Source organism: Thermotoga sp. 38H-to, from assembly GCF_011057665.1.
Taxonomy (GTDB): Bacteria; Thermotogota; Thermotogae; order Thermotogales; family Thermotogaceae; genus Thermotoga.
Window position 1 is genome coordinate 447,381 of sequence record NZ_LNFZ01000001.1, and the last position, 12,082, is coordinate 459,462.

General features: G+C 45.0%; 15 protein-coding genes. 1 reads left to right on the forward strand and 14 read right to left on the reverse strand.

Features of this window, described 5'->3' with window-relative positions; genetic code table 11:
- The 4 genes from AS158_RS02395 to truA are packed head-to-tail and all read right to left on the reverse strand — an operon-like array spanning position 1 to position 4,056.
- Positions 1-1,227, reverse strand: coding sequence for a hypothetical protein (locus AS158_RS02395; protein WP_165304420.1), 1,227 nt, complete (start codon positions 1,225-1,227; stop codon positions 1-3).
- Positions 1,224-2,027, reverse strand: a complete 804-nt coding sequence (locus tag AS158_RS02400; protein ID WP_165304421.1) for a TlyA family RNA methyltransferase — start codon at positions 2,025-2,027, stop codon at positions 1,224-1,226. Before AS158_RS02400 ends, AS158_RS02395 begins: the two co-directional genes overlap by 4 nt.
- Entirely contained in the window at positions 2,006-3,283 is a 1,278-nt protein-coding gene (locus AS158_RS02405; protein ID WP_241241233.1) for a PQQ-binding-like beta-propeller repeat protein, read from the reverse strand. The genes AS158_RS02400 and AS158_RS02405 overlap by 22 nt, the downstream gene beginning before the upstream one ends.
- A 35-nt stretch (positions 3,284-3,318) precedes the next feature.
- Positions 3,319-4,056 carry a tRNA pseudouridine(38-40) synthase TruA gene (gene truA, locus AS158_RS02410; RefSeq protein ID WP_008194815.1) on the reverse strand — a complete coding sequence of 246 codons (738 nt, stop codon included), beginning with the start codon at positions 4,054-4,056 and terminating at the stop codon, positions 3,319-3,321.
- A gap of 69 nt (positions 4,057-4,125) precedes the next feature.
- Between truA and AS158_RS02415 the strand changes: the two genes are divergently transcribed.
- Positions 4,126-5,937, forward strand: coding sequence for a PQQ-binding-like beta-propeller repeat protein (locus AS158_RS02415; RefSeq protein WP_165304423.1), 1,812 nt, complete (start codon positions 4,126-4,128; stop codon positions 5,935-5,937).
- Here the strand turns inward: AS158_RS02415 and lepB are convergent.
- From lepB to AS158_RS02465, 10 genes are all read right to left on the reverse strand, one after another.
- Entirely contained in the window at positions 5,934-6,854 is a 921-nt protein-coding gene (lepB, locus tag AS158_RS02420; RefSeq protein WP_038052640.1) for a signal peptidase I, read from the reverse strand. The genes AS158_RS02415 and lepB overlap by 4 nt on opposite strands.
- Positions 6,854-7,201 (reverse strand): 50S ribosomal protein L19, encoded by a 348-nt coding sequence (rplS, locus tag AS158_RS02425; protein ID WP_004081989.1) that lies wholly within the window; start codon positions 7,199-7,201, stop codon positions 6,854-6,856. Before rplS ends, lepB begins: the two co-directional genes overlap by 1 nt.
- A 2-nt stretch (positions 7,202-7,203) precedes the next feature.
- Positions 7,204-7,782, reverse strand: a complete 579-nt coding sequence (locus AS158_RS02430) for an SPOUT family RNA methylase (protein WP_012896405.1) — start codon at positions 7,780-7,782, stop codon at positions 7,204-7,206.
- Positions 7,776-8,513, reverse strand: coding sequence for a tRNA (guanosine(37)-N1)-methyltransferase TrmD (gene trmD / locus AS158_RS02435; RefSeq protein WP_165304424.1), 738 nt, complete (start codon positions 8,511-8,513; stop codon positions 7,776-7,778). The genes AS158_RS02430 and trmD overlap by 7 nt, the downstream gene beginning before the upstream one ends.
- On the reverse strand, positions 8,513-9,043 hold the full coding sequence (gene rimM / locus AS158_RS02440; protein ID WP_012896407.1) for a ribosome maturation factor RimM: 531 nt from the start codon (positions 9,041-9,043) through the stop codon (positions 8,513-8,515). The genes trmD and rimM overlap by 1 nt, the downstream gene beginning before the upstream one ends.
- A 4-nt stretch (positions 9,044-9,047) precedes the next feature.
- Positions 9,048-9,275, reverse strand: coding sequence for a KH domain-containing protein (locus tag AS158_RS02445; RefSeq protein ID WP_004081981.1), 228 nt, complete (start codon positions 9,273-9,275; stop codon positions 9,048-9,050).
- A complete protein-coding gene (rpsP, locus tag AS158_RS02450) occupies positions 9,272-9,559 on the reverse strand; it encodes a 30S ribosomal protein S16 (protein ID WP_004081979.1) in 288 nt (95 codons plus the stop codon). The genes AS158_RS02445 and rpsP overlap by 4 nt, the downstream gene beginning before the upstream one ends.
- Positions 9,560-9,572: 13 nt before the next feature.
- Positions 9,573-10,874: a signal recognition particle protein gene (ffh, locus tag AS158_RS02455; RefSeq protein WP_038052638.1), complete on the reverse strand. Its 1,302-nt coding sequence runs from the start codon at positions 10,872-10,874 to the stop codon at positions 9,573-9,575.
- 151 nt (positions 10,875-11,025) lie between these two features.
- Entirely contained in the window at positions 11,026-11,298 is a 273-nt protein-coding gene (locus AS158_RS02460; protein WP_165304425.1) for an acylphosphatase, read from the reverse strand.
- The gene (locus tag AS158_RS02465; protein WP_165304426.1) at positions 11,273-12,079 is read right to left on the reverse strand and encodes a mechanosensitive ion channel family protein; all 807 of its coding nucleotides are present in this window, start codon (positions 12,077-12,079) and stop codon (positions 11,273-11,275) included. Before AS158_RS02465 ends, AS158_RS02460 begins: the two co-directional genes overlap by 26 nt.
- Between the last annotated feature and the right edge of the window lie 3 nt (positions 12,080-12,082).

Below are 12,082 nucleotides of genomic sequence, written 5' to 3' on the forward strand. Positions count from 1 at the left end.
TCACATTACCTCCAATCTGTATTTTATGAGACCATCCTCCTCATAGCCTATCAGGAGAAGGCTCGATCTTGGAGAAAATCCGAGGAGCTTGTCGAAAAGCGTGTAAAGGTCAACGAACACCTCGAGAAAAACGCTTTTAGGAACTTCTTTTTCCAGAAAGACGAAACTCGGATGATTTTCGAGTCTTTTTCTGTTCAAAGTCTGCAGAAATCCCACTTTCTTCATGGATGAAACAACGATTTTCCCGTTGTAATTGAAAAAGTGAAGAAGCAAACCTCCCACATCGAGCTGCAGTTCTTCTCCCACAAATTTCGCACCACGGCTGACGAGATCGGACGTCACCTCATCCAGCGTTTTATTCTCCATCAGGAAAGCGAACCGTGGTGTTCCGTACAGAGAAACCAGAAACATAGAGCTCCCCTCAGAAGAAATCGTGTTGAAAAACTTCTCCACATCGCTTCCTCTGAACATATTCATGAAAAACCACCTAAGGATCTCAGGATCGCTTGTGAATGCAAAAAGATCTCCCAGATACGGCAGTTTACCGATATCTTCTCTGGCTGATACCCTGAATGGACTGGCCTTCTGCGTGATCTCAACGGTGAGGTGAGATTCTTTCACTTGTCCCACGATTTCGACTTCACCTTCTCTCCCAAACACGCTCATTTTCTTGATACGGGCAAAGAACGGTTTATCAGTCGTGTCTTCACTCTCTCCTATCTTTTCGAACACGGTCTCTGTCGAGGAGATCAAGACGTAGTTTCCTGAAATTTTCGAGAAAAGAGGTGTGTTGTTTCCCAGAACAAAGAGATCATCACTTTTGATGAAGGTGCGATCCATCACCTTTGCAAAATCCTCAATGAACCTTTCTGGAGCCGTTGTCTTGAAGGCTATGAATCCATCTATTTTTTCTGGTAAGGAGAGAATATCGTTGATATCCAGAGTGAAGAGGTTCGAAATATCTTCCTTTCCGCAGATCACTATCTCGTTTGAAATGCCCTGAAAGAACTCTTCAGGATCGTTCAATCGACTTTCCACCCATTTCACAACTGTTTCTTCGTAACCGACACCTTTCGAGAACAAAAATTCAAAGAGCGGCAGTTCTTTCAAAGCCGAGTAGAACTCTCCGGTATTCTTTATATGGATAAAGTAATCGTAGTTCTGCAGAACAGGTACTGAAAAAGACAGAGAAGCTATTAAAAGCAGAAAAAATACTGTTTTCTTCATCTTTCCCTCTCCCCAAAAAACCTCCAGGCTTGTTCTACAATATTTTTCAGATCTATCTCAGCGTTCTCCCCTTCCTTTTTGACCCAGAAAAAGTACTCTATGTTCCCTTCCGTTCCTTTGATTTTTGAAAAACAGCATCCTTTCAAAATAAAACCGTTTTCGATTAATCTCTTTCGTATTTCCCCCAGTACTTCAAGGTGGACATCAGGATCTTTTACGATACCCCTTTTTACGAATCTTCTTGGAGCTTCGAACTGAGGTTTTACGAGCAAAACAGCATCACCGGTGTTCTTCAGTATCCTGGAAATGGCAGGGATGATCTTTTTCAAAGAGATGAAAGACACATCGCAGGTTACAACATCCACTTTCTCTCCCAGATCATCAGGATTTAAATAACGAGCGTTCACCTTTTCCATCACAACAACCCGAGGATCGTTTCTCAATTTCCAATGAAGCTGGCCGTACCCCACATCCACAGCGTACACTTTCTTCGCTCCACGCTGGAGAAGAAAATCCGTGAATCCCCCCGTGGACGCTCCTATGTCGCACGCGACTTTCCCTGAAACGTCTATTTTGAAGCTCTCGAAGGCAGACTCGAGTTTGTACCCTCCTCTGCTCACATACTTTGGCTCCTCCAGGAGTTCGACATCGGCATCTTCTGGAACGAGTTTACTGGCCTTTGTGACTTTTTCTCCGTTCACGAGGACCTTCCCCGCCATGATTAACGTCTTCGCTTTTTCTCTGCTCTCCACGAGTCCCCTTTCTAAAACAAGCTGGTCTAATCTCTTCTTATCAGCCATACTTCATTTCCCACCTTTATCACAGTTCCCCACTCAAAAAGACGTACTTTCTCAACTTCTTCGAACTCCTTTTTTTCCGTACCAAATATCACAACTCGCTTTCCCGAAACAAAGAGAGGCATCCCAAAGTTTCTGATGAAGAACCCTTCCATATCCTCCCCATCTATCCTTCCGTCTTTGTAAACGAGCAATTCCCCTTTCCATACCGCGAAATCATCTGCTTCCATTCTTTCGATCGTTTCTCCGTCCTGCGCGTTCAAAACGAGTACTTCGTCTCCAGCACCCAGGAAAACCCGATCCTTAGAAGAGTCCAGTCCCCAGGCTCCTTCGAATTTTTTCTCCCAGAGAAGCTGTCTTGTTTTGAGATTGTAACTTCTCAAGAAACCGCACACATCGAGTACGTAGAAAACATCACCCTGAAAGGAAAACTCTACCGGTGTATTTGAAACTTTCCACGACCATTTTCCTCTTATATCCATGAGGAAACCCGATGCCGTTAAAACAAAATTGTCCCATCTGAACAGAATTGTATCATCGATCTCTTTACTTCCCATCCTGTGTCTGGTGATCACTATTCCATCAACCACATCAACAGGCTCTTCGACCTTTAGAGTTTTTTCTTCCATCATAAGAAATCCATCGCGATAGATGTATTCTTTTTCTCCGTCCAAAAAGACCATATCGATGTTTCTGTAGAGTCCAGGGACGTCTTCTATGAAAATGTCCCTTCCTGCGTATATCATCTTCCCACCAATCTGGTAAAACTCTTCGTCAACCACCTTTCTATAGTTTCCTATTTCCAGAGTGTGTTTCTCTTTCCACTGAGGAATTATCACAACGGGAGCTTTTCTTCCCGCAAAAGTCGCAGTCGGTTGAAGGCTCCTTTCAAACTTTCCATCTCTGTAAACGACGAGGAAAAACTCATCGGGAAGCTGAGAGTCTGGAAAGATTTCCCTAATAGCTTTTCTGAAGTGTTCCGGGAAGGTGTCTTTTGTTGAGAGATTTTCAAAGTTATCCACGGACTTTTCTTCGAATATCAACTGAAAGGCAACGTAATTTTCCTTAGTTCGAATCTTGACAATGAGGGGTGTTCCCGAACCAGTCAGTACTCCTTCTTCGGAAAGAAAATCTCTCACAGCGCCTTCGTACTCAGAGGGGCCGTCGTAAACAAGGGTCACCACAGGAAGGCGTTTCCATTCCTCGATGATCTCCATCTCATACGACGTTGGCGTCGCATCACCGAGGAAGTAAAGCACTCCGTTTTCCTCAATCCTGTAATTGAAAGCAAGAATCAAAACAGCACTTTGTAAAAGTACAAGCCATGTGCAGGTGCGGTACCAGCCGCCGCGCTCCTGTCGCGTGCTTCGAGCACCTCCTTCATCTTCTCAGGTTCCCACTGCTTCAAACCAACTTTTACAAGAGCGGCAACGATGTTTCGAACCATTCTTCTCAGAAAGGATCTCCCCTCCACTCTTATAAGAACAAGATCGTTTTTTAACCTCAAAATTCTGATTCTGTATATGGTCCGCACAGGATCTCTTTCATCACTCCCCGTCTTGAAAGAGGTGAAGTCATGGGTACCCTCCAGGTACTTCGCTGCTTTTCGCATCGCATCGAGATCGAGCTCGTAGGGAAACCACCAGACGTATTTCCTGAGGAAAACGTTCTTCTGCTTCGAGGTCAGGATGAAGTAGTGATAGATTCTTTTTTTCACATCGAAACGGGGATGAAAATTTTTGGAGACCTCGAAAACCTCTTTCACATAAACATCATCTGGAAGATTCGCGTTCATGGCGTTTTTTATGTCCTCAGTGGTCATTCGATCGTTCGGACAGTTGAAAGCGATGAGCTGACCGTTCGCATGAACACCGGCGTCCGTTCTTCCCGCTGCCTGGGTGTAGATTCTCTGTTTGAATATCCTCTCAAGAGCGTCTTCTATGACTCCCTGAACCGTTCTGACATCGGGTTGACCCTGGTATCCGAAGAAATTGCTTCCATCGTACTCGATCACTGCCGCCACGCGCTTCATCTTTTCACCCCGATTCGTGCTATATTTTTACTGTACCAGATCATATTTTAACAGCCGGAGTTGAAATACATGTGGAGGAAAATCGTCTTCTTTTGCATCCTTCTCGCGTCTTACCTATTCTCAGCGCAACTCATGGTCGTCCAGGGAAACCTCGCCTCCCTCGTGGAAGTGGAAGGAGATTACTTGAAGAAGAACCTGGAGATCGTCCTTCCGTTCTCTCCCCTCGATGGAGTCGTGGTTTCGGATACGGCATATTTTGCGACCGGAAACGCTCTCCTGGAGTACAATCTGAGGAGCAAAGAAATCATCCGATCGCTGAAAATACCGGCAAAGAAATTGAAGTGGAACGATGAACGTTTGGTGGTAATCTGCGAAAAAGAGGTTCTGCTTCTGGATCCCGTTTCTTTCAAATACGGCAAGATCAGTTTTCAACAATCCGTTTCTGACGTCGATTTCTACGAAGGCTACCTGCTGGTGGGTCATGGAAAATACGTTTCTCTCATGAAAAACAGCGAAGAGATCTGGAAGATAGAGGCCAAGGCAGAGATAAACAAGATTTCTGTAAACAAAAATAAAAAAGCGTTCGCCGCCTTAACTTCCGATGGAACGATTTTTCTGGTGGATTTGGAAAACGTTCTGGCACCGAAGGTCGTTTTCTTCTCGAAATTTGAAGAAGCAGAAGACTTAGAATGGATCGAAGACTTTCTGGTCGTCTTTTTCAGAAACAAAGTGATCACCATGAACGCGGCAAAATTGACGTCTCCCAGAGCGTTCAAAGAGTATATTGCAAGCGGGAACACCACATCGGTTGTAAAACTCCTGGATTCAATCCTCTTCACAAAAGGTAACGACCTCTACAGAGTGGGAGTCTTCTCTCTGAAGAAGATCGGAACAGCTCAAAGGGTTTTTCCGGTTCTTGCTCAGGGTGAGATGTACACACCGGGAGATCTGATCTGGCAGCTGAATCTGGAAGCCGAGGTGAGATCTTCACCCGTCATTTTTGAGAATCTGCTGGTTGTGGCGGATGTAGAAGGAATCGTTCACGCTATCTCGATGAGCGGTGGAAAACTCTGGAGTTACAGAACAGGTTTCGTCATAACGGCACCACCCCGCGTTTTCATGGAAAGGATCTACGTAACGAGCTGGGACAACTTCCTCTACGCCATATCTCAAAACGGTCAGCTGGTGTGGAAAATCGATCTTGGGGCTGATGTTTCAAAGCCTTTTGAAGTGAATTCCTACGGTATTTACCTTGCCACCGACAGCGGCGAAGTGTACTTCATCGATCACGATTCTTCCATCGTGTGGCGATTCAAAGACGAAGAGTGGATTTCAACCGGTGTAACGGTCGATGAAAACGGAGTCGTCTATTTTGGAACTTCGAGAAGTCTGTACTCTCTCTATTCAAATGGTTCCTTGAGATGGAAAACCCGCACAGGATATCTTCTAACGATGAAACCAATAATCATCGACAGATATGTGATCACTGGAAGTAACTCAGGCTGGTTGTTGTGCGTTAACAGAACAAACGGTAACGTGGTCTGGAAAAAGAAACTTCCTCTCTCGCTGAATTCACAACTTTCAGCTTTCGAAGGTACCGTTTTTGTGAACGCGGAAGATGGAATCTACTCGATCGACCTTTCCGGTAATGTGAAAAGAATCATTCCGGTTCCCTCCCCTTCTCCGGTGGCTGTTTCAAAGGAAGGATACGTATACTTCGTGTCTGAGGGCGTTCTTTACTCCTTCACGCTCGATGGAAAGAGAAGATGGGAAAGAAAGGTCGGGGAGAGTACCGTAGAACCCGTTGTTGGTGAAGAACGTGTAGTGGTTGTCACCAGAAGTGGAAATCTCTACTGTTTCTTCGATTCTGTTCATCCTTAGTATTTCTGAATAGGACCGAATCTTTCAAAGGGCCAGATCCTCAAAATTGGCCATCCTATGATGTGGTCCTTAGGGACAAAACCGAAATATCTGCAGTCAAGACTTTCCTTTGTGTTGTCCCCCATCAGGAAGTAAAATCCTTCCGGCACCCTTATTCTGATCGTACCATCATCTGTTTTTCCGACGTACTTCTTGAGATCGAGTTTGGAGTAATATTCCTCGTAAAACTCATGGTAGATCATTCCTGGGATGTAATAGGACTTCGTTTTCTCGTCGTAGTAAACCATGGATGGATCGAAATAGTTCAACAAACCGGGGAGGAAAGCTTCTCCGTAGCTTAGACCTTCCTCCCCGATGAGGGAGAAAACAAGAACTGCCGCTGTTCTACCGTAATTCTTCGCGATATCGTATATGAAATCTCTGTACGCCTGTTTGTCTTTTCTCAGCTTGCTGGCCGTGTACAGCCAATCGTAAAAATCTTCGTACTTGAAGATTCCCTCCGGTTCGTAGTACCTGTCCTTCAAAACTTCCGGAATTTCACCGTTCACGTAGAGCTTTCCGTCCTTTATTTCGAGGACGTCTCCACCCTTTCCAACGAGACGCTTCACGTACTTTACATGACCCCTGAACTTACTGGGAGAAAAGAGATCCATGAATTTATCGAAAAGTCGAAGCATGTGGCTTGCTCTTTCATCCACGAACGGTGACCAGAAAACCACAATCTCTCCTATCTGCGGTTCACGTACAGTGTACGTGATCTTTTCGACGAAGAGTCGATCCCCAATCTGTATCGTTGGGATCATCGACCCAGTTGGAACCAGCATAGTCTCGAATATGTAGAGCCTCACGATCGTAGCTGCAACCAGTGCGTAAAGTAGTGCCTTGATCCATTCCACGGATTCTTTTTTCAGGTTCATCAATCTCTGCGCTCCTTGATCCTGATCTTACCTCTGACGTTCCTGAGGTAGTAGAGCTTGGCTCTCCTCACCTTACCCTTTCTCACAACCTCGATCTTCTCAACAACCGGGGAGTGGACGGGGAAGATCCTTTCTACTCCAACACCGTGGCTGCCTATTCTTCTCACTGTGAACGTTTTGTTTATTCCGGAACCTCTCTTTGCGATGACGATTCCTTCAAACACCTGTGTTCTTTCTCTGTCACCTTCTATAACTTTCACGTGTACCCTCACGGTGTCTCCTGGTCTGAAATCGGGAATCTCCTTTTTTTCATATTTCTTTTCGATGATTTTCACAAGATGATCCATCTTCAATCCCTCCTCGCGTAATTTTCTCCTATCAACCGATCGATGATGATGGCAGCAGCCGCTCTCACGGAAAGATGGTTGAAATCAGACTGCGCCCTTATGGGCTCCAGTACGTAATCGGATATCTCGAGAATTTCATCGGGAAGACCCCAGCCTGTACCGAGAAGTATGAGAACAGGTTTCTCGGTTTCCATGATTATTCTTCTTCCCTCTTCGAAAGAAATGTCATTTTCGCGTTTTTTCGCAGAGGTGAAGAAGATCAAAGGTCTTTCTCCTTCGAGGATTTCTATGTCTTCCAACACATCTTCCAGATAGGATTTGAGCTTCACAAGTGTGAGAGATTCCGTTCTGGAAGGGTTGTACCGGCTTCCAAAACCTTCTCTCCAGAACTTCAGCATCTTGCTTACCATATCCTGCTGCGCTCTGAGGTTAGTCACAATGTAGTATCCCTTGAGGTTGTACGTTCTCGCGGTCCTTGCTATATCGTGGACATCAAGGTTTGTCACGGCCGTTGATATGATGCTGCCGTCTTTTCCTTTTATTGGGTAGTGAATCAGGGCCACGTACACCTTCTCTAACATTTCTCCATCATCTCCCTGAACAACTCTATTATAGCCAATTTGTCCATTTCGTCCAGTTCCTTCGCTAAGAAAAGATCTGGCCTCTTTGCCAGTGTTTTCTTTATGCTCTCCTTTCTTCTCCAGAGTTCCACCTTTTCGTGGTCTCCAGAGAGGAGAACATCTGGAACTTTCATACCCTTGTACTCATAAGGCCGTGTGTAAACGGGATGATCAAGCAGTCCCTGATGAAACGATTCTCTTTCTACAGATTCTCTCTCGACAACACCCGGTACAAGCCTCACAACAGCGTCAGTTATGACCATTGCGGGTAGCTCTCCACCTGTGAGTATGTAGTCTCCTATGGATATTTCATCGTCAACGATGCTCATCACTCTTTCATCTATTCCTTCGTACCTTCCACAGAATATAACGATGTCTTCCTTTTTTGAAAGTTCTTCTGCTATCTTGTAGTTGAAAATTCTCCCCTGCGGACTTGTGAGAATAACGTAAGGTTTGCCATATTTTTCTACGTAACTTTCGTAGAATCTGAAGAAAGGTTCAGGTTTCATCACCATGCCGTATCCGCCGCCGTATTGATAATCGTCAACCGTTCTGTGTCTGTCGGTGGTGTAATCCCTCAAATTCTCCACGTTTATCTCCACGATGCCTCTCTCTACCGCCCGGGCTATGACGCCGTACTTTTTTATAACTTCGACCATTTCAGGGAATATTGTTACAATGGTGATCCTCATCAAATCCACTCCATTTCCTTTGCTATGATCCTTTTCGCACCTTTATCGATCTCAACGATACAGTCCTTCGTCATGGGGATCAGGGTTTCTTTCTTCTTTTTCCTCACCACGAGTACGTCGTTCGAACCGGTTTCTATTATGTCAACTACTTTTCCAACGTTTTCACCAGACTCGTAGAAAACATCGCAGTCCAGTATTTCGTAAAAGTAGTATTCGTCTTCGTTGAGCTTTGGTAGTTCCTCGTATTTTACGAAGACTTCACAGCCTTTGATCTTTTCTGCGGCTTCTATCGTGTCTATCGATTTGAACCTGATGAGAAAGAGCTTGTTCATCCTCCTCACAGACTCAACGGTGAGGTTGTAAAACGCCTTCTTCTCGCTGTTATAAAGAATCACATCGGAGAGGTTCTTCACGATTTCTTCAGAGTTCGTGTAAGGAAAGAACTTGACCTCTCCCTTGAGGCCGTGTGTGTTGACGATCTTTCCAATCGCTACTCTTTCATCCAACAGGTCTTGAATGGTTCTTATCATACTCTCACCGGACCACCTTGATGGTGATCTCCTTAGAATCTCCCATGAGCGCACTCAAAAGTATCTTCAAAGATTTTATCGTTCTTCCATCTTTTCCTATGACCTGTCCAACATCTTCTTCGTTCACAACGATTTCGTATACTTTCTTTCCTTCTTCGTCGAACTCCATGACCACAACCTCTTCGGGATGCTTCACTATTCCCCGAAGAATCTTCTCGAGGAGCTCCTTCATTCAGCCGTGGCCTCCTCTTTCTTTCCGTACTTTATCTCGTGGACCCTCTTCATAACCCCGAATTTTCTGAAGATATCCCTCACAGTGTCGCTCGGCTGAGCTCCTTTCAGAATCCATTCCACGGCTCTTTCCACATCGATCTTTATTTCCCCTTCTTTCAGAGGGTTGTAGTATCCAAGAGACTCGATGTAAGCACCATCTCTCCTCTTCCTGCTATCAACAACGACTATCCTGTAGAAAGGCTGGTGTCTTTTTCCCATCCTTGTGAGTCTGATCCTTACCACCGAACACACCTCCTCAGAATCCAAATGGTATTTTGAATCTGCCTTTTTTCATTCTCTTCATGAGAGTTTTCATCTGTTCATAACTTTTGAGAAGTTTGTTCACATCCTGGACGGTGGTTCCACTTCCGCGTGCGATTCTTCTTTTTCTACTGGCGTTTATTATATCTGGATTTCTCCTTTCCTCTATAGTCATCGAATTTATGATGGCTTCGATCTTTTTCAGTTCTTTTTCACTCACTTCCACATCGATCTTTGGTGCACCCGGGAGCATCTCAAGAATGGAAGAAAGAGGACCGAGTTTTTTCATTTCCTGAAGTTGTTCTTTGAAATCTTCCAGGGTGAATTCCGCCTTCAGGAACTTTTCCGCACTCTTTTTCATCTTTTCCTGATCGAGTTCTCTTTCCACTTTCTCGATCAGTGAAAGAACATCTCCCATTCCCAGGATTCGGTTTGCGATTCTGTCTGGATGAAACGGCTCAAGACCATCGAGTTTTTCACTCATTCCGATGAATTTAACTGGTTTTCCCGTCACGTATTTTATGGAAAGGATGACACCGCCTCTCGCATCTCCGTCCATCTTCGTTACAACGAATCCCGTTAAGTCGAGTCTTTCATCGAACACCTTGGCGGTATTAACCGCATCCTGTCCCATCATCGCGTCAACGACGAGCAGGATTTCATCTGGATTCAGAATTTTCTTTATCTCTTCCAACTCTTTCATCATTTCTTCGTCTATGTGAAGTCGACCAGCAGTATCCACTATCAGGACATCTTTTCCTGTACTCTCAGCAACGTCCACAGCTTTCTTTACTATCTCAACTGGTGTTTTGTTGTAATCGTGAACAACATTTACACCAATCTGATTTCCAAGCTTCACAAGCTGATCAACGGCTGCGGGGCGGTACAGATCCGCTGCTACAAGCAAAGGATTTCTTCCCTCTTTTTTGAGAAGTTTCGCGAGTTTTGCACACGTTGTGGTCTTTCCACTTCCCTGGAGTCCCACCATCATTATGGGAGATGGTCTGTGAACGAGTCTCAGTGGTTCGTTCTTTTCTCCCATGATTCTTACCAGCTCGTCTCTCACTATCTTTATGAACTGCTGGTCTGGTGTGAGACTTCTGAGAACTTCCTCTCCAAGAGCTTTTTGGAGGACGTGGTCCACGAATTCTTTCACAACTTTGTAGTTGACATCGGCTTCAAGCAGGGAAAGTTTCACTTCCCTGATCGCGTCTTTTACATTCTTTTCTGTGATCTTTCCGCGTCCAGACAGATTCTTAAAAACTCTGGACAGCTTCTCCTGAAGATTCTCGAACATCGAAACACCTCCGAAGGACCTTCTCTCATATTAGACGCTTCTCATTAATACCAGGTTTCCAATCATCTAAGGAGTAGCGCATTTAATGTTACGATTTCTTTGCGTTGAATAGGTAGTTTAACTTAATCCACCTACTAAACTAAACATGTTTTTAATAATACCTGATCGTGAAATCCTCGTATCCCTCAGGCGTTGTTTCTTCCACACTCACGTTCGTCACAACCGCCGCGGGTGGACCTTTCGCGATCTCACTCAAAAAACGCCGAAGGACATTCTCATCACCTTCGGCGTGTATGAAGACAGACCCATCATCCATGTTCATCACATAACCATTCACACCAAGAGATTTCGCGACTCTCCTTGTGAAATATCGAAAACCCACTCCTTGAACGATCCCCTCAACTCTTATTTTCAGAGCCCTCATGCTTCCACATCCTTATGAATTCTTTGTCAAAATGCACGTCGAGTTGTGGGAAAGGTATGTAGATTCCCTCTTTTTCCAGGTAGTCCTTTATTCTGAAAGCCAGTCTCTTCACACCTTCGAAGAAGTTATCACGGTTGACCCAGAATCTGATAATGAAGTCAATGGAAGAACTGTTGAACGCAGAGAAAACAATATCGGGTGCAGGATCTTTTTCAACGGTCTCTTCGTCTTCCAAAGCCTTCTGGAAGATCTCCACCACTTTCCTCAAATCAGCTGAGTAAGGAACTCCCACCACTATCTCTTGTCTTCGAATGTTCGAAGGCCAGAAGTGTACTATCTTGTCGTTCCAGACGACCTTGTTTGGTATCATCACCCTCCGACCATCCCAGGTTCTGATCACGGTGTGATTCAAATTCACCATTTCAACGGTTCCAGAAACCCCACCAGCCTCCAGAACCTCACCTTCCTTGACAGCTCGAGACACGAGGAGGAACAGACCTGAGAAGAAATTGGCCAGTGGTTCCTGAAGAGCGAGACCTATGACAAGACCTCCGATACCAACCCCAGCAAGAAGTGGCGCGAGGCTCAGATTCCATATGTCGAGAACCACCATCACCGCAATCACAGAGATGATCAATCCAAGGAAGAATCTAATGGTATTTCTCATCTGAAGCTCTTTTCCGAGCTTTTCCACACTCTTTTCGATGAGCTTGAACAGCCACTTGAAAACCAGATAAGAAACAACAACTGTTACCGCCGTCAGGATCAGTCTGGTGAACAAGTT